The organism is Rhodopseudomonas palustris, from assembly GCF_003591005.1.
GTDB classification, from domain to species: Bacteria; Pseudomonadota; Alphaproteobacteria; order Rhizobiales; family Xanthobacteraceae; genus Rhodopseudomonas; species Rhodopseudomonas palustris_K.
Map to the genome: position 1 here is coordinate 136223 of NZ_QYYD01000009.1, position 18047 is coordinate 154269.

Consider the following 18047-nt stretch of genomic DNA (forward strand, 5'->3'; position numbering starts at 1 on the left):
CCGAAAGGTGCAGCCCCTTTTTCTCGTTACTTCTTCTTTTCCAACAGCAAATGGCCGCGGTCCTTGATGGCTCGTTGCGCCACGTCGGCGAACTTCTGCAGCAGCCACGGCAGCCGCACTTCGACGACGACGTGATCTTCGGCGACATCGACCTGGCCGGCGGCCACCTGGCCGAGCGCCCGCACCCGAAATTCCATGCGGTCGCCGTCCCAATGTTCGTGATCAACCTTGAGCACCGGGACCTTGATCGCCGCCTGGCTGAGCCCGACACGCAACCGGCGAATCGCCTCCTCGCGACCGAGGCGATGGGGAATCGATACGACAAGCGGGGCTGACATCGCGGCTTCCTTCCGTCCGGCAACTAATCGTTGGTCATGTAAGCGTGCTCGGCGGAAATAACAGGGTGCAACCGAGCCCGCGAAGTTCAATCAGCGGAACCTTCCCCGGCTCCGCGTGTTTTTGTCGCGACAGGCGGAGCATTCGGGCGGTCCGTCGCGACAAGGAGAGCGAGATGTCTATCGGCACAATCATCCTGATCATTCTGATCATTGCCTTGCTGGGCGGCTTCAGCGGCATCGGCGGCGGCCCGTTCTATGGTACCGGTTACTACGGCGGTGGCGGTCTTGGCCTCGTGATCATCATCCTGGTGATCCTGCTGCTGCTCGGCAAGATCTAACCGGCTTCTGCGATCTCAAGCCCCGCTGGAGGCGAGCGACTTGATCGCCGGCCTCAGCGGGGTTTCGGCTTTGTTGTAATCGGCCCAGGCCTTGGTCTTACGCAGCAATGCCGGGACGGTCTCCACCGTGTAGCGCTTCGGATCGAGCCCGGTCTTCACTTGCGCCCAGGTCAGCGGCATCGACACCGTCGCCCCCTCGCGGGCTCGCGGCGACAGCGGCGCAACCGCGGTCGACATCCGGTCGTTGCGCAAGTAATCCAGGAAGATTTTTCCCTCGCGCTGCTTCTTCGACATGTTGAGCAGATAGCGCTCCGGGCTGTCGTCCGCCATCTGCGCGCATACCGTCTGCGCGAACGTCTTGGCCTGCTTCCAGTCGACATCGTCCTTCGGCTTCAGCGGCACGACCACGTGCAGCCCCTTACCGCCGGTGCTCTTGCAGAACGTCGTCATCCCCAGCGCTTCGAGCCGCTCCTTCATCTCGCGCGCGGCGCCGATCACCTTGTCGAAACCGACCTCCGGGGCCGGGTCGAGATCGAACACCAAACGGCCGGGCACCTCGTATCGGTCCGGCGCGCAATTCCACGGATGCAGTTCGAGGCCGCCGATCTGCGCCACTGCGATCAGCCCCTCGATCCGGTCGATCTGCACATAGGGCTTGCGATCGCCCGAGACTTTCGCGAGATCGATCAGATTGGACATGCCGGGCATCGCGTGGCGCTGAAAGAAGTGCTCGCCGTTGATACCGTCCGGGGCGCGCACGATCGAACACGGCCGGCCCTTGATATGATCGATCAGCCAATCGCCAACGGCTTCGTAATAACCGGCGAGATCGGCCTTGGTGATCGCCCCGCTGACCTCACTCGCCGGCCATAGCTCCTTCTCCGGCTTGGAGATCACCACGCCCATCACCTCCGCGCGCCCTTTCGGCGCCGCGGCGCGCTTGGCAGCGGCCCGAGCCGGCTTGCGCTTCGGCGATGCCTTGGCTGCCTTGGCGGACTTGCCTTTCGGCTTCGGCTCGGCGATCTCGACCTTGGCAGGCTCTTCGGCCTCGACCTCCGCGGCCGGCTTGTCGGCACGCAGGCCCTTGAACGCGGCCTGCCGTACCATGCCGCCGCCGGTGAAGCCGGCGAACTCGATTTCGGCGACGAGCTCCGGCGTCACCCAATGCACATCGCGCGTCTTGCGCGGCGCGTTGTTGCCGCTGAACGGGTTGTCCTTGCTCTCCCGCGCCTTCAGCTCCGGCAGGATGCGCTTGACCACATCCTGGCCATAGCCGGTGCCGACGAGGCCGACATAAGCAAGCTCGCCCTCACGATGGACGCCGACCATCAGTGAGCGGAATTTTCCCGCGGTGGTCTTCCAGCCGCCGATCACCACCTCATGGCCGGCGCGGCACTTGGCCTTGGTCCAGCCCTCGCTGCGGCCGGAGCGATACGGCGCGTCGAGCTTCTTGGAGACGATGCCTTCGAGCGACAGCTTGCAGGCCGACTGCAGAATTGCATCGCCGCCGGTTTCGAAATGATCGACGTAGCGAATCAAGCCTTCCTTGCGCCGGCCGCGCGCCGCCTTGAGCAGCGCAGCCAGCCGCGCTTTGCGCTCGCTGAGTGGCAGGCCACGCAAATCCTCGCCCTCGGCATAGAGCAGATCGAACGCGAAGCAGATCAGATTGCTGGTGTCGCCGTCGGACAGCGCCGCCTGCAACGCGGCGAAGTCGGGATGGCCGTGGTGATCGAGCGCGACGATCTCGGTGTCGATCAGCGCGTCCGGTAGCTCAGCCGCCTCCTCCGCGATCGCCCTGAACTTTGCAGTCCAGTCCAATCCCTTGCGGGTCATCAGCTTGGCTTCGCCGCCCGAGACGCGAAGCTGCATCCGATAGCCGTCGAACTTGATCTCGTGGCCCCAGCCTTCGCTGGCCGGGGGTCGATCGACCGAAACGCAGAGTTGCGGTGGCACGAAGTCGGGCATCGCGGCGCGCTTGGCGCTGGCCCGCTTGACCGCTTTCTTCGCGGCTTTCTTGGCAGTCTTCTTCTCTGCGGCCGGCTTCGCCTTCGACTTGCCAGCGCCGTTCGCAGCGCGTTCGTCGGCCGCGAGCCCCTTGTTCGAGTCCCACACCGCGTCGGCCTTCACCCGCGCAACCTTGCCGGTCATGAACGGCTTCGGCGCGCGGCCCTTGCCCTCCGCGATCTGCGCCATGGCACGGCCCGACGCGACCGAGTGGTCTTCATCGAGCACGGCTTCACCGTCGCCGTCACGCGCATATTCGTCGCGATGCTTGATCAGCAGCCAGTTGGTGCGCTTGCCGCCATTGCGATCATGGCGCATCCGCACCAGCACCCAACTGCCGTGCAGCTTCTCGCCTTCCAGCGTAAACTTCAGATCGCCCTTCTTGAACCCGCGTTCGGGATCGTCACTCTCCCAATAGCCGCGGTCCCACAGCAGCACGGTACCGCCGCCATATTGCCCCTCGGGAATCGTCCCCTCGAAGTCGCCATAGTCGAGCGGATGATCCTCGACCTCGACCGCGAGCCGTTTGTCGTGCGGATCGAGCGACGGCCCTTTGGTCACCGCCCACGACTTGAAGACGCCGTCATATTCCAAACGGAGATCGTAGTGCAGCCGCGTCGCGTCGTGCTTCTGGATGACGAAGCGGCGCCGCTTCGACGGGGCGACCGCAACGTCGCCGGACGGCTCCGCCGTCTGCTCGAAGTCGCGCTTCTTGCGATACAGCGCGAGGTTCTTGTGGGGAGCCATGATGATCTCCGAATTGGACGCAACTTGCAGATGCGGAACCAAAACCCTAGCGTTCGGTTGAAGTTCCCGACCGCATCCAACCGGTCACCATCCGCATCGCAATACGCCTCGGAGAGCATCATGGCCCCGCGTCGCGCCTACTGGAAGGGCTCGCTCAAGCTGTCCCTCGTCACCTGCCCCGTCGCGCTCTATCCGGCCTCGACCAGCGTCGAGAAGACCCGCTTTCACATGATCAACACAGAGACCGGCAACCGTCTCAAACAGCAGATGATCGACGAGGACACCGGCGAGGTCGTCGACAAGGATCAAAAGGGCCGCGGCTACGAGGTCCGCAAGGGCAAGTACGTCGAGATCGAAAAGGAGGAGCTCGAGGCGGTGCAGATCGAGAGCACCCACACCATCGACATCGACAGCTTCGTGCCGGCCGACGAGATCGACAAGCGCTACCTGAACAATCCGTACTACATCGTGCCGGAAGGCAAGGCCGCGATCGACGCCTTCGCGGTGATCCGCGACGCGATGAAGGACAAGGGCCGCGTCGCGCTGGCGCGGATCGTGCTCACCAATCGCGAGCACGTGCTGGCAATCGAGCCGCTCGGCAAAGGCCTGCTCGCCACCACGCTGCGCTACCCCTACGAATTGCGGGATGCCGACGAGTATTTCGACGACATCAAGAGCCCGAAGATCTCGAAGGACATGGTCGAACTCGCCGGCCACATCCTCGATACCAAGGCGGCGCATTTCGATCCGTCGAAATTCAAGGACGACTACGAAACGGCCCTGAAGGCGCTGGTCAAGCGCAAGGCCGCCGGCAAATCGATCAAACTGCCCGAGCCCGAAGAAAAGTCGGACAATGTCGTCGATCTGATGGACGCCCTGCGCCAGAGCCTCGGCAACAAGAAGGGCAGCAAACCGGCGCCGCGTCGCGCCTCATCACGCGGCGGCGGCCGCTCCGCCAAGAAAGCCCACCGTTCCGCCGCCCGCGCCCGCAAGGCGGGCTGATGGCGACGGGCTGAGAGCTGCGGTCAGGATCCCAGAATGAGGACTCACTGCTGTCGGAAAGGCGCGCTCGTTGCAACGATTGAAGCGCACGAGCGGCGTCGCGCCTCCCTCTCCACGAGTCATTCCGGGGTGCGAGCGCAGCTCGCGAACCCGGAATCTCAGCACGGATGCTATCGTGTCGTGAAGTGAGCCCTGACAAAGCCACTGCGTGGCCGCATCCCTGCACCAAGATTCCGGGTTCGCCGCTGCGCGGCGCCCCGGAATGAGGTGAGGAGCGCCTTAGGACGTCTTCTTCGACGTCTTCTTTCCGGACTTCTTCGCAGACTTCCGCCCGGACTTCTTGGCGGTGGACGAGCTCTTGCTCGACGACTTGGCGGACGACTTCGTGCCTCGCTTCGCCGAGCTCTTGGCGGCCTTCTTGGTTGTCTTGGTCGCCTTCTTGGTAGTCTTCTTCGTCGACCTCTTAGCGGCTTTCTTCGTCGCCTTCTTGCCGGACTTCTTAGCCGACTTCTTGCCCGGCACCTTCTTGCCCTCGGCGCGGGCCTCCGACAGGCCGATCGCGATCGCCTGCTTGCGGCTCTTCACTGTCTTGCCAGAGCCACCGCTCTTCAGCGTGCCGGCCTTTTTCTTTTTCATGGCGCGCTCGACATCATCCGACGCGGCCTTCGAGTATTTCCGGGCCATACAAGCCTCCCTTGCTAATAAGGGGCCTAATTGTTCCCGCTGATAATAAGTTCCAGAATGCCGAGTGCGCGGGCGTCGGTGACCCATGCGCGCGTCGAAAGCCGCCTGATCACGCCTCGCCGATGCGATCATCCTTCACCGGCATCTTCTCGATCACGAAAATGATCTCAGCGTCGCGGCGCGCAGTGCTCTCGAGGCGGTCGCCGGTCTGCTGGATCAGCACAGGAATATCAATGATCGCCATTGGATCGGTGCAACGCAGTTCGAGCCGCGTACCGACATCGAGCCGGGCCAATGCCTTGCGGGCTTTCAGGGCCGGCAGTGGGCATTTCAATCCGGTGAGGTCGAGCACGATCGCAGTCATGTCCGAGACGATGGCGAAGCGCGGCAGCTGCGTCAATTGTCCGGGTCTTCGCCTTATTGCGCAGATGCGGCGCAACGGGCTATGACGCCCTGCGCCGAATTTGCTGAAAGCCGACCGATGACCGATCCGCTCTCCACCTCTGCTGTGATTCTCGCAGGCGGCCTGGCACGGCGTATGGGCGGCGGCGACAAGGCGCTGCGCGAGATCGCCGGACGCAGCCTGCTGGCGCACGTGATCGATCGTTTAGCCCCGCAATGCGAGCGGCTGATTCTGAATGCCAATGGCGATGCGGCGCGGTTCGCCGCGTACCGGCTGCCAATTGTCGCCGATCCTGTCCCCGACTTTCCCGGCCCGCTCGCCGGCGTGCTCGCCGGGCTCGAATGGCTCGACACCCATGATCCCCAAACGCAGTGGATGCTCAGCGCGCCGGCGGATTGTCCGTTCTTGCCGCAAGATCTGGTCGTACGACTGCATCAGGCGCGGATCGATCAGCAGGCGCAGATCGCGGTCGCCGCTTCAACCCGCCGGACGCATCCGGTCATCGCCTTGTGGCCGCTCAATCTACGTAGCGATCTGCGCCGCGCGTTGCTTGCCGACGACATCCGCAAAGTCGATCGCTTCACCGCGTACTACGCGCGGGCGGTCGTCGAATGGCCGACCGAGCCTTTCGATCCCTTCCTCAATGTCAACACCCCGGACGACCTCGCAGCGGCCGAACGGATCGTCGCTGATCACGATTAGCAGCGGGCCCGGAAAAGCCGGAACGCTGGATGAGCTGCTGCGTTGGAATGTCGCAGGTTCAGTCCGGGAGATATCAGATGAAGCGCATTGCTCTGTGTGCCGCGACCCTCGCGGTTGCGTTCACATCCGCGGCGGAAGCCAAGGGTTGTATCAAGGGTGCGATCGTCGGCGGCGTCGCCGGTCATTTCGCGGGTCATGGCAAGCTCGGGGCAGTCGCAGGCTGCGTGATCGGCCATCACGAAGCCAACAAGGCTGACAAGAAGGCTCAGCAGCAGAACGGCCAGAACTAACGATTTGCGCTCTTCACTGCTCTTGCACCCGGTTCGGGACTTTGCGCCATCCCGGGCACAGGCTCCGCGAAGCAATCCAGCGTCGTGCACTGGGCTGGATTGCTTCGTCGGCTACGCCTCCTCGCAATGACGCCTTGCTCTTGCAAGAACGCCTTCCTCTCGCAATGACGCCATCCGCTCGCAATGACGTCTTTTATTACGGCGTCAGCACCGCGCGGCCGATCAGCTTGCCCTGCTGCAGATCGCGCAATGCGTCGTTGGCCTTCGGAAGTGGAAGCGGCGTCACCGGGATCGGCGCGATCTTCTTGGCGCGGACAAGATCGAGCAGCTCCTGCGTTTCCGCAAGATTGCCGACATAGCTGCCCTGGATAGTGATCGCCTTCATAGGAATGAACGGCAGCGCCCACGGCGCGCCGCCGCCGAACAGGCCGACGATCACCAGCTTGCCGCCCTTGGTGAGACAATCGAAGCCGAGCTGCGCAGTCTGCGCGTTGCCGACCAGATCGAGCGCGCCGCGGATCGGCATGCCGGCCTTGGCCATGATCTGCTCCAGCGCGTCCGGCGCGGCGCCGTCGACCGACGCCAATGCGCCGGCCTTCTCGGCCGCCTCGCGCTTGGATGCGTCGATATCCACCATGATGGCGCCCTTGCCGCCCATCGCCTTGAGCAGCGAAAGCGCCATCAGCCCGAGCCCGCCGGCGCCGAAGATCACGATCGGCTCGTCCAGACAGAACTCGAGCTTCTTCAGCGCACTGAAAGTGGTGATGCCGGAGCAGGCGTAAGGCGCCGCCGTCACCGGATCGAGGCCGTCGAGACTGAGCAGATAGCGCGGATGCGGCACGATCAGTTCGTCGGAGTAACCGCCGTCGCAATACACGCCGAGGAAGCGCGGCTTGAGGCACATGTTCTCGTCGCCGGCCTTGCACACCGCGCACTGACCGCAGCCGATCCACGGATAGACCAGCGCGACCTCGCCGATCTTCGCATCCTTGGCATCGGGCCCGGCGGCGACGATCTCGCCGACGGTCTCGTGTCCCATCGTCAGTGGCAACGCGACGCCCCGGTCCTGCAGTGACAGCCGTTTGCGGCCATGGCCGAGTTCGTAGCCGCCTTCCCAGATGTGCAGGTCGCTATGGCAGACACCCGCAGCCTTGACGCGGACCAGCACCTGCGTGCCGGTCAACTCCGGCGTCGGCCGGTTTTCTTCGCTGAGCGGCTGGCCGAAGCCGGTGACACGAAAGCTCTTCATTGCGCGTTCTCCCCGATGTTTGTTGCGGCAAAATATGGCACGCCACCGCAGGGGCGTCGACCATGCAACGCGGCACTTATGCTGCCGAGCGAAATTCGCCGGCGGTTTGCTGCACCAGCTCAGCGACCGTGACCACGTTGCCAACGCCGGAGGTCGAATGGCCGGCGCTCCAGACATCGCGCCACCGCTTCGGCCGCTGCTCGCGCGCGCCGACGTCGATGTCCTTGCCGATATCGATTGCGCCGCGCTCCGGCAGATCGCCAGGATCGAGTCCTGCGGCGATGATCGAGGGCCGCAGCATGTTGGTCTGCAGCCCGGTGAATGCTTTGGTGAGCAGGATGTCGTCGGCGGAGGACGAGACCAGCATTTCCTTGTAGCGCGGATCGGCGAGGCTTTCCTGCGTGGCGATGAACTTGGTGCCCATATAGCCGAGATCGCAGCCGAGCGCCGTTGCGGCGCGCAGCGCGACGCCGTCACTGATGCCACCGGCCAGCACGATGACGCCATCGTAGAATTTGCGCACCGCGCGAACGAAAGCGAACGGATTGAGCCACCCCGTCTGACCGCCCGCTCCTGCCGTCAGCAGCACCAGGCCATCGGCGCCCGCTTCCGCCGCGCGCTCGGCGTGGCGAATGCTCGCGACGTCCGCCAGCACCATCGCGCCGGCGTCGTGCAGCGGCTTGATCACGGGCTCGGGCGAGCCGACGCTGGTAATCACGATTTCCGGTTTGTGCGCCAGCAGCACGGCGAGATCGTCAGCCAGGCGAGCGTTGGAGCGGTGCACGATCAAGTTGGCGCACCACGGCGCGGCGCTGCGCCCGGTGTCATCGGCGTGCGCCCGCGCGCGCTGTTCGATCGTGCTGATCCAGCTATCCAGTTGTTCCGTGCTGCGGCAATTGACGGTCGGAAACGAACCGATGACGCCCTGCGCACACGCTGCCGCGACCAGATCGACGCCTGATACCAGGAACATCGGCGCCGCGATCAGCGGCAGCTCGAGCCGTTCGCGGAATATGCTGAGACGATCGGCAGCGGCCAAGGCGTTCCTCCATCATGATCTTTGCTGTTCCGCCGCGGCTGCGGCGTGCTACGCTTTGACCGAACATTGGCACGCGCAAAAGCCGATGACAAACACACGGGAGCAAGCCCCATGACCGACGCCCTCAATGCTTTTCCGACCGCCGGCACGCAGACACTGCGCGCGCTGTCGCGCTACCCGACGCGCACCGCATTCAGCTGGCCGGGCGGCACGCTGAGCTATCGCGGCGCGATCGACATGATCGGCGGCATCCAGAAGGTGTTCATGGGACTTGGCGCGCAACCCGGCACACGCGTCGCGATGCTCACGGCCAACCGCGCCGAAACCTGGTGCGCCGGCGTCGCCGCGCAGCTCAGCCGCTTCGCCATCACCTGGCTGCACCCGCTCGGCTCGCGCGAAGACCAGATCGACCAGATCGAAGATTCGGGAGCCGAAATCCTGGTGATCGATGCGGCCGCGTTTCACCAGCGCGGCGGCGAACTCGCCATGCAGGCGCGCGGGCTGCGCCACGTCTTCACCATCGGCCGCGCCGACTACGGCCTCGACCTGCTGGTCGCGCTCGACAAGGCAGGCAGCGCCACGCCGAGAGATTTCGCGCAGATCGACGACGTCGCCGTGCTGAACTACACCGGCGGCACCACCGGCAAGTCCAAAGGTGCGCTGCGCCGGCATCGCGAAAACGCCGGCTTCGCTGCGGCCATCCTGGCCGACTTCGAAATCCCGATGGACCCGCGCTATCTCACGGTGGCGCCGATCAGCCATGTCGCCGGCACCAAGGTGCTGCCGGCGCTGATGCGCGGCGGCACCATCCATATGCTGAAGGGCTTCGATCCCGAAGCGGTGCTGCAGACCATCCAGCGCGAGAAGATCAACTTCACGCTGTTCGTGCCGACCATGATCTACGTGCTGCTCGATCACCCGGCGCTGGCGAGCACCGATCTGAGTTCGCTCGATCTCGTGCTGTACGGCGCCTCGCCGATGTCGCCGACGCGGCTGGTCGAAGGCATCGAGCGCATCGGTCCAGTGTTTTCACAGCTCTACGGCCAGACCGAGTGCTACCCGGTGTCGGTGCTGCGCAAGGCCGATCACGACCCGAAGCAGCCGGATCTGTTCCTGTCCTGCGGCTTCCCGATCGCGGCCTGCGATGCGCGCATCCTCGACGACGACGACCAGGAGGTTGCCGACGGCGAAGCCGGCGAGATCTGCGTGCGTGCGCCGCACGTCATGCAGGAATATTGGAAGCGTCCGGAGCAGACCGCCGAAACGCTGAAGAACGGCTGGCTGCACACCGGCGACATCGCCAAGCGCGATGACCGCGGCTACATGTACATCCTCGACCGCAAGAAGGACATGATCGTGTCCGGCGGCTTCAACATCTTCCCGCGCGAAGTCGAAGACGTGCTGTCGACGCACAGCGGCGTCGCGATGGTCGCCGTCGTCGGCGTGCCCGACGACAAATGGGGCGAAGCCGTCACCGCGGTCGTCGTCAGCAAGCCCGGCACGCAGCCGGACGAGCGCGAGCTGATCGAGCTGGTGAAGACCCGCAAGGGCTCGGCGCACGCGCCGAAGCAGATCAAGTTCGTCGACGAGATGCCGATGACCGGCGTCGGCAAGATCGACAAGAAAGTGCTGCGCGCGCAGTTCTGGCAGGGGCGTGATCGGATGGTGGGGTAGTTCGCTTCCTCCTCCATCATTCCGGGGTGCGCCACCGGGTCCGGCCTGCGGCCGGCCCGACGACAGGCTGCGCGCGAACCCGGAATCTGACCCGCAAATAATTTAGGGATTCCGGGTTCGCGCAGCTTTGCTGCGCGCCCCAGAATGACAACCGGAGGCAGTTACGACCTGAACAACCGCGTATACTGCGTCTCGTGGCGCAGGCTGGCGAGGTCGGCGCGGAAGGTGGCGCCGCCGAGGTCGTCAAGCGACGCTGCCAACGCACGCTCGCCGGTGCTGATCACCACCGGCTCGAGCGCAGCAAGAACACGCTGACTATCCGTCTGGCCGAGCGGCACGAGGCGGGCGCCGGCGGAGATCCAGTTCGACACCACCGCGTGCAGGAACGCATGCAGCGTGGCGGCGAGCGGAACGCCGTGCAGTGCGCTGACCAGGCCGACCGCGACCGGATAGGCCAGCGCGCCGTCGCAAGCGGCCACCGCACGCTCCAATCCCTCGCTGGCCCAGGCGTTGCGGACGATCTCGATGAAGGCGCGGCCCTGCATGGTGGTTTCGAGATGGCGCTCGGCCGAGGGCACGAAGGCGACGGCGAGTTCGGCGACCTCGCGCAGCCCCTGCTCATTGCCGCCCGCGGCGGCCCGATGGGCGTGGGCGAGGAACACGCCGTCGCAGAAGCCGGCGCCGTGCTCGAGCATCGCGGCGAGCCAGTCGCGCAGGGTTGCGGCGTCGTCGACGTCGCCGGTTTCCACCGCCCATTCGAGGCCGCTGGAATACGAGAATGCTCCGACCGGAAACGCCGGCGACAGCCAGGTCATCAGCCGATACAGCGCAGCGCCCTGCTGCGCCGACAGCGGTTCGCTCGCCGTCCCTGACGGCTCAGTGGTCATGCTTGTGTGCGTGGCCGTGCGCGTGACCATGATCGTGGCCGCAGTGCTCATCATGCACGTGGTGATCGTGATCATGGCCATGCTTGTGATCATGGTGCTGATGACCATGGTGGTCGTGATCGGCATGGTCATGCGCGCCGCCGTCGTGCGCCGGCGCATAGGCGCCGCCTTCCGGATCGAACGGCGCCTCGATCTCGACGACCTTGCCGCCGAGCCCCTTCACCATGTCGGCGATGACATGATCGCGACGGATCCGCAGCGCCTTGGCCATCACTTGCGTCGGCAGATGCCGGTTGCCGAGATGCCAGGCCAGCCGCACCAGATGCAGCGGATCGCGGCCGCGGATCTCCAGAAGCGGCTCCGGCGCGGCAACCACTTCGACCAATCGGCCGTCGTCGAGCACCAATGCATCGCCGCCGCGCAGCGCCACCGCGTGTTCGAGATCGAGCAAAAACTCGAGTCCTCGCGTCCCCGTCATCGCCATCCGTCGGCGATGGCGGTCGTCGAACGCGAGCACCACGGTGTCGGCCGCCGGCTGCTTGAACTGATAATGTCCGTGGACTTTGCTGGCTCGGATCATGGTGGGCTCATCGCATATCAGGACGAGCCAGAAGCTTTAGAGCATTTCCCGGGCGAGGGAAATCCGGATCGCGCGGCACGGCGAGGATTGACGAGGCCACTTAACGGCTGTGCGCAGCTCCGCGCAAGTGACCACTTCTCCCCGTCGTCGTTGCGAGGAGCGAAGCGACGAAGCAATCCAGAGCCTCAGCACACCGCTGGATTGCTTCGCGGAGCCTGTCATCGGGCGGCGCTTTGCGCCGACCCGTTGGCTCGCAATGACGGGGAGAGCTCCCTCAGAACGTCTCGACCTTGGCGTCGCTGATGATCTCGATCACCGTCGGCGAGGCTTTCAGCGGCGCCGACAGTTCGCGCCACACCTTCATGTGCGGCGCCCGGGCGTGGGCGTTGAGGTCCTCGCGGCTCTCCCAGCGCTCGACCACCACGAAGGTGTTCGGATCGTTGATCGAGATGTGGTTCTCGTAAGCGATGCAGCCCTTCTCCTTGCGGGTCTCGGCGATGCAGGCCTTGGCGCCGGCGATGAAGGCGTCACGCGCCTCTGGCTTCACCTGCGTGGTGGCGACGACGTAGATCATCGGGGATTGTCCCTTCTTGTTGGCAGCGCTGACGCCTACTTCACATCCACCTTGGCGGGGGTGATGATCTCGATCTTCGGCGGCGCCGCCAGGCACTTCGCCGCGGCGCGGCCGAACGCCTTGAAATGTTCGGTCTTGCCGTGCGGACCGAGCGCCTCGACGTTTTCCCATTGCTCGACGAACACCATCTGGGTCGGATCGGTGACGCTCTCGTGCAGGTCGTAGGCGACGTTGCCGGGCTCCTGGCGCGTGCCGGCGATGCACTCCTTGGCGGCGGCGATCAGCTCGGCCCGCATCTCGGGCTTCACGGTGAGTGTGGCGACGACATAGATCACGAAAATTCCTCCCGGCGGGTTATCATTGGGGCGCAGGCGCCGGATGCGACCATAGGCGGATGACAGCGATGATGCAAAGGGCGCAGGGTGACACCCTCTCGTTGGCGGCCCCTGCATAAGCGACGAGAGTGGTCGTAGCCGGGATGCAGCGAAGCGAAATCCGGGACAGCGCCGGTGTATCGCACGACGTCGAGGCTGCGGATCCGCTGCCCTCGATTACGCTTCGCTTCATCGAGGCTACGGTGAGCCGCGACGGCCCCCTCGCCTCAGAACATGAAATAGCGCTGCGCCATCGGCAACACTTCGGCCGGCGCGCAGGTCAGCAGTTCGCCGTCGGCGCGGACTTCATAGGTCTCGGGGTCGACCTCGAGTTTCGGCGTGGCGTCGTTGTGGATCATGCTCTTCTTGGAAATGCCGCCGCGGACGTTGCTGATCGGAACCAGCGTCTTGGCGATGCCGAGGTCGCGGGCGAGATTGCCGGCAGCGGCGGCCTGCGAGGTAAACACCACGGACGACGCCGTCAGCGCCTTGCCGAAGGCGCCGAACATCGGCTGGTAGTGAACCGGCTGCGGCGTCGGGATCGACGCGTTGGGATCGCCCATCGGCGCCGCGACGATGCTGCCGCCCTTGATGATGCAGTCCGGCTTGACGCCGAAGAACGCCGGCGACCACAGCACCAGATCGGCCATCTTGCCCTTTTCGACCGAACCGATCAGCTTCGACACGCCGTGCGCGATCGCCGGGTTGATGGTGTACTTGGCGATGTAGCGTTTGACGCGGAAATTGTCGTTGCGCGAGCTATCCTGCGAGAGCGCGCCGCGCTGCTTCTTCATTTTGTCGGCGGTCTGCCAGGTGCGAATGATCACTTCGCCGAGCCGCCCCATCGCCTGCGAATCTGACGACATCATCGACAGCGCGCCGAGGTCGTGCAGGATATCCTCGGCCGCGATGGTCTCCTTGCGGATCCGGCTCTCGGCGAAGGCGAGATCCTCGGCGATCGACGGATCGAGATGGTGGCAAACCATCAGCATGTCGAGATGCTCGTCGATGGTGTTGCGGGTGAACGGCCGGGTCGGATTGGTCGACGACGGCAGCACGTTGGGCAGCGAAGCGACTTTGATGATGTCCGGCGCGTGGCCGCCGCCGGCGCCTTCGGTGTGGAAGGCGTGGATGGTGCGGCCCTTGAATGCCTTCACTGTGTCTTCGACGAAGCCCGACTCGTTGAGCGTGTCGGTGTGGATCATCACCTGGATGTCGTATTCGTCGGCGACGGTGAGGCAGTTGTCGATCGCCGCCGGCGTCGTGCCCCAATCCTCGTGCAGCTTGAGCGCGCAGGCCCCGCCCTCGATCATCTCCTTCAGCGGACCGGGCAACGCGGCGTTGCCCTTGCCGGAGATGCCGAGATTGACCGGGAAGGCATCGAACGACTGAATCATCCGGCCGATGTGCCACGGGCCCGGCGTACACGTCGTCGCGAAGGTGCCGTGCGACGGGCCGGTGCCGCCGCCGAGCATCGTCGTGACGCCGCTCATCAGCGCGTGCTCGATCTGCTGCGGGCAGATGAAATGGATGTGGCTGTCGAAGCCGCCGGCCGTGAGGATCTTGCCCTCGCCTGCGATCACGTCGGTGCCGGGCCCGATGATGATATTGACGTTCGGCTGGATGTCCGGATTGCCGGCCTTGCCAATCGCGGTGATCACGCCGGCGGTGATGGCGACGTCGGCCTTGACGATACCCCAATGGTCGACGATCAGCGCATTGGTAATCACCGTGTCGGCGGCGCCGTTGGCGTTGGTTACTTGCGACTGGCCCATGCCGTCGCGGATCACTTTGCCGCCGCCGAACTTCACTTCCTCGCCATAGGTGGTGAGGTCTTTCTCCACCTCGATGATCAGATCGGTGTCGGCGAGCCGGACGCGGTCGCCGGTGGTCGGGCCGAACATGTCGGCATAGACGGAACGTGCAATCCTGGTGCTCACAACACAGCCCTCGCGCGCGCGGCGGTTTCGTTGAAGAGATGATCGAGACGCTCATTGACGCCGCGGCAGCCGGCGGCGACGTCCTCGGCCCATTCGAGATAATCGATCAGCCGCTGGCGCTCCCATTGGTCAGGCGGCGAAAAGATCAGCGAACGGACATTGCTGATCTTGTCGGCGAGCTTGATCATTCGGGCGCGCGGCGTCAGGTGCGGTGCGTGCTCCACCTGGTTGCGCTTGCGCTGCGCGCGCGGCAGCGACATGTCGTCTGTGCACTCCACCACCAGCGAGGCGACGTCTTCGCCGAACCGATCGACCAGATTATCGCGACTGGTGTCGGAATCTTCGATGGCGTCGTGCAGCCAGCCGGCCGCGACCAGCGCGGCGTCGCTACCGTCAGTCGCGAAGGCCAGCATCTCGGCAACTTCGGCGAGGTGATTGAGATAGGGCTCGCGCGACGATCCCTTGCGCCGCTGCCCGGCGTGACAGCGCGCGGCAAAGTCCGCGGCGCGAGACAGCAGCATAAGATCGTTCATGGGGCGATTCCGATTGACCCGCGCATCCTAGAGCTTGCCCATCACGTCGCCCCGGAAGCCGTAGACGACGCGATCGCCGGCGAGCGCGACGAGCTGGACGTCACGGCTCTGGCCGGGCTCGAACCGAACGGCGGTGCCCGCCGCGATGTCGAGCCGCATGCCGCGCGCCTTGTCGCGGTCGAAGCGCAGCGCCGGGTTGGTTTCGAAGAAATGATAGTGTGAGCCGACCTGGATCGGCCGATCACCGCTGTTGGCCACCGTCAGCGTCACCGTGGCACGGCCGGCATTGAGTTCGATCTCGCCGTCTTCGATGAACAGTTCACCGGGGATCATTTAGTGTCTCCAGGTCAGCGTCATTGCGAGGAGCGAAGCGACGAAGCAATCCAGCTCCGTGCACTGCGCTGGATTGCTTCGCTTCGCTCGCAATGACGAACGAGAGGGCATTGCCAAAGGGCCTCCTCCACGGCCTCACCGGATCGGCTGATGCACGGTGACGAGCTTGGTGCCGTCGGGGAATGTGGCTTCGACCTGGATGTCGTGGATCATCTCGGCGATGCCGTCCATGCACTGGGCGCGGGTGATGACTTCGGCGCCGGCTTTCATCAGCTCGGCGACAGAGCGGCCGTCGCGGGCGCCTTCGACGATGAAGTCGGTGATCAGCGCGATCGCCTCGGGGTGGTTGAGCTTGACGCCGCGCTCGAGCCGTCGGCGCGCCACCATCGCGGCCATCGAGACCAGCAGCTTGTCCTTTTCGCGGGGGGAGAGATTCATGAAGGCACTCGATCGATTGCAGAGTTCGTGGGGCGGAACGGGGCAGCCCGATGATCTAACTAAACCACAACCGCGGCAACGCGCGGCCCGCGGCGCGGCGTAGCACCGCGACCATATCGGCGCGCAGCTTCGCCGCATCTTGAGCGCAGAACCGCGCCATTGCAATTCCATTCCAGGCGCTGATGCCGACCTCCGCACCGAAGCAAGCCGCGTCTTCGCGCAACCGCTCGACCAGCGCGGTGTCACCCGGCACGATCAGCGCGGTGCCGATCGCGACGCCGGCTTTGGCGATGGCCGGCCGCGCCAGCAGCGCGCCGATATCGCCGTCAAGCCGCACGGTTTCGGCGAACACCAGCTTGCCGCCGACCCGCAGTCGCCAGCGGTCGACAAAGCGGCCGGTTCGCATCGTCTCGCCCATCGCCGCGCGACCGAAAATCACGGATTCGCAGAGCAGCAGCGAGGCGCCGGCAGCAAGGTCGATATCAATGCGTCGCTCCGCGCACGCCTGATCGAACAGGATGGTCTCCTGCGGCAGCCAAGCCAAGTGACCGCCGGTCTCGACCTTGAGACGGATGTCGAGCTCGGCCGCAGGGCCGTGCGAGCGATAGATCTTCTCGGCAGCCGCTGTGGTCAGCGTCAGCCGCGCGCCTTCGCGAATATCGAGGGCGACGCTGAAGCGGTCGCCGCCGGCGACGCCGCCCGCGGTGTTGACCAGCACGGCCGACAGCCCCTGCTGCTCGGGCGACGGAAAGCGCACGCGGAGCGAGCCAGCTTCGTGCACGGCACCGCGCCGCGTGGCGCCGTCGACGCTGCGCACCTCGACCGCAACCTCACCGACCGCCCGATTGGCGGCGAAGGTTGGCGAAGCGGCGAGGCTCGAATTCTTCAACGTCATGCGGTGTCGCCGGAGCGCAACGCCGACGGCAGCGCGCTCCCTCGCCCCGCTCTTGCGGGGAGAGGGGTGGGGTGAGGGGCGACACGAGTCGCAGCAGCTCGGCTGCGTGGAGGCGCCCCCTCACCCTTGCTGCGCAATCCGACCTCTCCGCGCGCGCGCGGAGAGGTGCGGCTGCGCGCGGGGAGAGGTCCGCAGAACGCGCGTGCTTGCATGAGTCGTCCGCCGCCCCGCTTGTAACTACAGCGCCATCTGCCGGCTGATCTCGGCGGGGTCGAGAGTGGCGCGGTCGCAGGTGTATTTCACCGCGCCACGATCCATCACCGCAAAGCTGTCGCCGAGTTCGCAGGCGAAATCGAGATATTGTTCGACCAGCACAATGGCGATGTTGCCGAGGCTGCGCAAATAGGAAATCGCGCGGCCGATGTCCTTGATGATCGACGGCTGGATGCCTTCGGTCGGCTCGTCGAGCAGCAGCAGCTTCGGCCGCATCACCAGCGCGCGGCCGATCGCGAGCTGTTGCTGCTGGCCGCCGGAAAGGTCGCCGCCGCGCCGGCCGAGCATCGAATTCAGCACCGGAAACAGCGAGAACACGTCGTCCGGGATCGACTTCTGCGCCCGCTTCAGCGGCGCGTAGCCGGTCTTGAGATTCTCCTCGACGGTGAGCAACGGAAAGATCTCGCGGCCCTGCGGCACCAGCGAGATGCCGCGCCGCGCGCGCTCGTAAGGCTTGAGATGCGAGATGTCGGCGCCGTCGAAGGTGATCGAGCCCGACGCGATCGGCTGCTGGCCGACCATGGCGCGCAGCAGACTGGTCTTGCCGACCCCGTTTCGGCCGAGCACGCAGGTGACCTTGCCGGGCTCCGCCGCGATCGACACCCCGCGCAGCGCCTGCGCCGCGCCGTAATACAGATTGATGTTGTCGACGGTCAGCATCGGCCTATTCCAAACAATCCAGTTTGTGTTTCGTCATGGCCGGGCTTGTCCCGACCATCCACGCCTTGCCGCGCGTCCAAGGCGTGGATG

At 65.1% G+C, this 18047-nt stretch carries 21 protein-coding genes; 5 read left to right on the plus strand and 16 right to left on the minus strand.

Features of this window, described 5'->3' with window-relative positions:
* Window positions 1-26 precede the first annotated feature (26 nt).
* The gene (locus D4Q52_RS10740) at window positions 27-338 is read right to left on the minus strand and encodes a polyhydroxyalkanoic acid system family protein (RefSeq protein ID WP_119856545.1); all 312 of its coding nucleotides are present in this window, start codon (window positions 336-338) and stop codon (window positions 27-29) included.
* 173 nt (window positions 339-511) lie between these two features.
* Here D4Q52_RS10740 and D4Q52_RS10745 point away from each other — a divergent pair, with 173 nt between their 5' ends.
* Window positions 512-676, plus strand: coding sequence for a DUF3309 family protein (locus D4Q52_RS10745; protein ID WP_082364053.1), 165 nt, complete (start codon window positions 512-514; stop codon window positions 674-676).
* Window positions 677-691: 15 nt separating this feature from the next.
* On the opposite strand, the gene ligD is transcribed toward D4Q52_RS10745, so the two are convergent.
* Window positions 692-3427, minus strand: coding sequence for a DNA ligase D (gene ligD / locus D4Q52_RS10750; RefSeq protein WP_119856620.1), 2736 nt, complete (start codon window positions 3425-3427; stop codon window positions 692-694).
* A 120-nt stretch (window positions 3428-3547) separates the two neighbouring features.
* On the opposite strand from ligD, the gene D4Q52_RS10755 reads away from it, so the two are divergent.
* On the plus strand, window positions 3548-4429 hold the full coding sequence (locus D4Q52_RS10755; protein WP_119856546.1) for a Ku protein: 882 nt from the start codon (window positions 3548-3550) through the stop codon (window positions 4427-4429).
* Window positions 4430-4708: 279 nt separating this feature from the next.
* Here the strand turns inward: D4Q52_RS10755 and D4Q52_RS10760 are convergent, their stop codons facing one another.
* Window positions 4709-5113 carry a DUF6496 domain-containing protein gene (locus tag D4Q52_RS10760; protein WP_119856547.1) on the minus strand — a complete coding sequence of 135 codons (405 nt, stop codon included), beginning with the start codon at window positions 5111-5113 and terminating at the stop codon, window positions 4709-4711.
* 109 nt (window positions 5114-5222) lie between these two features.
* Window positions 5223-5477 (minus strand): sulfurtransferase TusA family protein, encoded by a 255-nt coding sequence (locus D4Q52_RS10765; RefSeq protein WP_119856621.1) that lies wholly within the window; start codon window positions 5475-5477, stop codon window positions 5223-5225.
* Window positions 5478-5594: 117 nt separating this feature from the next.
* Between D4Q52_RS10765 and mobA the strand changes: the two genes are divergently transcribed.
* Window positions 5595-6218, plus strand: a complete 624-nt coding sequence (mobA, locus tag D4Q52_RS10770; protein WP_119856548.1) for a molybdenum cofactor guanylyltransferase MobA — start codon at window positions 5595-5597, stop codon at window positions 6216-6218.
* Between the two features lie 77 nt (window positions 6219-6295).
* Window positions 6296-6508 (plus strand): hypothetical protein, encoded by a 213-nt coding sequence (locus tag D4Q52_RS10775; protein ID WP_119856549.1) that lies wholly within the window; start codon window positions 6296-6298, stop codon window positions 6506-6508.
* A 196-nt stretch (window positions 6509-6704) separates the two neighbouring features.
* Here the strand turns inward: D4Q52_RS10775 and D4Q52_RS10780 are convergent, their stop codons facing one another.
* Complete coding sequence (locus tag D4Q52_RS10780) at window positions 6705-7757, minus strand: alcohol dehydrogenase (protein WP_119856550.1); 1053 nt, start codon at window positions 7755-7757, stop codon at window positions 6705-6707.
* A gap of 76 nt (window positions 7758-7833) precedes the next feature.
* Window positions 7834-8796 (minus strand): NAD(P)H-dependent flavin oxidoreductase, encoded by a 963-nt coding sequence (locus D4Q52_RS10785; RefSeq protein ID WP_119856551.1) that lies wholly within the window; start codon window positions 8794-8796, stop codon window positions 7834-7836.
* A 111-nt stretch (window positions 8797-8907) separates the two neighbouring features.
* Here D4Q52_RS10785 and D4Q52_RS10790 point away from each other — a divergent pair, with 111 nt between their 5' ends.
* Entirely contained in the window at window positions 8908-10470 is a 1563-nt protein-coding gene (locus tag D4Q52_RS10790) for an AMP-binding protein (protein ID WP_119856552.1), read from the plus strand.
* Between the two features lie 161 nt (window positions 10471-10631).
* Here the strand turns inward: D4Q52_RS10790 and D4Q52_RS10795 are convergent, their stop codons facing one another.
* The 10 genes from D4Q52_RS10795 to urtE all read right to left on the minus strand — a co-directional run bounded on the left by D4Q52_RS10795 (window position 10632) and on the right by urtE (window position 17957).
* Window positions 10632-11357, minus strand: a complete 726-nt coding sequence (locus D4Q52_RS10795; RefSeq protein WP_119856553.1) for an urease accessory protein UreF — start codon at window positions 11355-11357, stop codon at window positions 10632-10634.
* Window positions 11347-11937, minus strand: a complete 591-nt coding sequence (locus tag D4Q52_RS10800; RefSeq protein WP_119856554.1) for an urease accessory protein UreE — start codon at window positions 11935-11937, stop codon at window positions 11347-11349. The genes D4Q52_RS10795 and D4Q52_RS10800 overlap by 11 nt, the downstream gene beginning before the upstream one ends.
* A 274-nt stretch (window positions 11938-12211) precedes the next feature.
* Window positions 12212-12511 (minus strand): putative quinol monooxygenase, encoded by a 300-nt coding sequence (locus D4Q52_RS10805; RefSeq protein ID WP_119856555.1) that lies wholly within the window; start codon window positions 12509-12511, stop codon window positions 12212-12214.
* Between the two features lie 35 nt (window positions 12512-12546).
* Entirely contained in the window at window positions 12547-12846 is a 300-nt protein-coding gene (locus D4Q52_RS10810) for a putative quinol monooxygenase (RefSeq protein WP_119856556.1), read from the minus strand.
* A 266-nt stretch (window positions 12847-13112) separates the two neighbouring features.
* Entirely contained in the window at window positions 13113-14825 is a 1713-nt protein-coding gene (ureC, locus tag D4Q52_RS10815; protein ID WP_119856557.1) for an urease subunit alpha, read from the minus strand.
* Window positions 14822-15358, minus strand: coding sequence for an HD domain-containing protein (locus tag D4Q52_RS10820; protein ID WP_119856558.1), 537 nt, complete (start codon window positions 15356-15358; stop codon window positions 14822-14824). The genes ureC and D4Q52_RS10820 overlap by 4 nt, the downstream gene beginning before the upstream one ends.
* Before the next feature lie 27 nt (window positions 15359-15385).
* A complete protein-coding gene (locus D4Q52_RS10825) occupies window positions 15386-15691 on the minus strand; it encodes an urease subunit beta (RefSeq protein ID WP_119856559.1) in 306 nt (101 codons plus the stop codon).
* Between the two features lie 135 nt (window positions 15692-15826).
* Window positions 15827-16129, minus strand: a complete 303-nt coding sequence (locus D4Q52_RS10830; protein ID WP_054163560.1) for an urease subunit gamma — start codon at window positions 16127-16129, stop codon at window positions 15827-15829.
* A gap of 55 nt (window positions 16130-16184) precedes the next feature.
* Window positions 16185-17024, minus strand: coding sequence for an urease accessory protein UreD (locus D4Q52_RS10835; RefSeq protein ID WP_119856560.1), 840 nt, complete (start codon window positions 17022-17024; stop codon window positions 16185-16187).
* Between the two features lie 237 nt (window positions 17025-17261).
* Window positions 17262-17957 (minus strand): urea ABC transporter ATP-binding subunit UrtE, encoded by a 696-nt coding sequence (gene urtE, locus D4Q52_RS10840; RefSeq protein WP_119856561.1) that lies wholly within the window; start codon window positions 17955-17957, stop codon window positions 17262-17264.
* Window positions 17958-18047: the final 90 nt, after the last annotated feature.

What these genes read in the sequence shown, in the direction of transcription:
- D4Q52_RS10740 (WP_119856545.1), bottom strand. Translation starts at nt 338, where the DNA reads ATGTCAGCCCCGCTTGTCGTATCGATTCCCCATCGCCTCGGTCGCGAG.
- D4Q52_RS10745 (WP_082364053.1), top strand. Translation starts at nt 512, where the DNA reads ATGTCTATCGGCACAATCATCCTGATCATTCTGATCATTGCCTTGCTG.
- ligD (WP_119856620.1), bottom strand. Translation starts at nt 3,427, where the DNA reads ATGGCTCCCCACAAGAACCTCGCGCTGTATCGCAAGAAGCGCGACTTC.
- D4Q52_RS10755 (WP_119856546.1), top strand. Translation starts at nt 3,548, where the DNA reads ATGGCCCCGCGTCGCGCCTACTGGAAGGGCTCGCTCAAGCTGTCCCTC.
- D4Q52_RS10760 (WP_119856547.1), bottom strand. Translation starts at nt 5,113, where the DNA reads ATGGCCCGGAAATACTCGAAGGCCGCGTCGGATGATGTCGAGCGCGCC.
- D4Q52_RS10765 (WP_119856621.1), bottom strand. Translation starts at nt 5,477, where the DNA reads ATGACTGCGATCGTGCTCGACCTCACCGGATTGAAATGCCCACTGCCG.
- mobA (WP_119856548.1), top strand. Translation starts at nt 5,595, where the DNA reads ATGACCGATCCGCTCTCCACCTCTGCTGTGATTCTCGCAGGCGGCCTG.
- D4Q52_RS10775 (WP_119856549.1), top strand. Translation starts at nt 6,296, where the DNA reads ATGAAGCGCATTGCTCTGTGTGCCGCGACCCTCGCGGTTGCGTTCACA.
- D4Q52_RS10780 (WP_119856550.1), bottom strand. Translation starts at nt 7,757, where the DNA reads ATGAAGAGCTTTCGTGTCACCGGCTTCGGCCAGCCGCTCAGCGAAGAA.
- D4Q52_RS10790 (WP_119856552.1), top strand. Translation starts at nt 8,908, where the DNA reads ATGACCGACGCCCTCAATGCTTTTCCGACCGCCGGCACGCAGACACTG.
- D4Q52_RS10795 (WP_119856553.1), bottom strand. Translation starts at nt 11,357, where the DNA reads ATGACCACTGAGCCGTCAGGGACGGCGAGCGAACCGCTGTCGGCGCAG.
- D4Q52_RS10800 (WP_119856554.1), bottom strand. Translation starts at nt 11,937, where the DNA reads ATGATCCGAGCCAGCAAAGTCCACGGACATTATCAGTTCAAGCAGCCG.
- D4Q52_RS10805 (WP_119856555.1), bottom strand. Translation starts at nt 12,511, where the DNA reads ATGATCTACGTCGTCGCCACCACGCAGGTGAAGCCAGAGGCGCGTGAC.
- D4Q52_RS10820 (WP_119856558.1), bottom strand. Translation starts at nt 15,358, where the DNA reads ATGAACGATCTTATGCTGCTGTCTCGCGCCGCGGACTTTGCCGCGCGC.
- D4Q52_RS10825 (WP_119856559.1), bottom strand. Translation starts at nt 15,691, where the DNA reads ATGATCCCCGGTGAACTGTTCATCGAAGACGGCGAGATCGAACTCAAT.
- D4Q52_RS10830 (WP_054163560.1), bottom strand. Translation starts at nt 16,129, where the DNA reads ATGAATCTCTCCCCCCGCGAAAAGGACAAGCTGCTGGTCTCGATGGCC.
- D4Q52_RS10835 (WP_119856560.1), bottom strand. Translation starts at nt 17,024, where the DNA reads ATGACGTTGAAGAATTCGAGCCTCGCCGCTTCGCCAACCTTCGCCGCC.
- urtE (WP_119856561.1), bottom strand. Translation starts at nt 17,957, where the DNA reads ATGCTGACCGTCGACAACATCAATCTGTATTACGGCGCGGCGCAGGCG.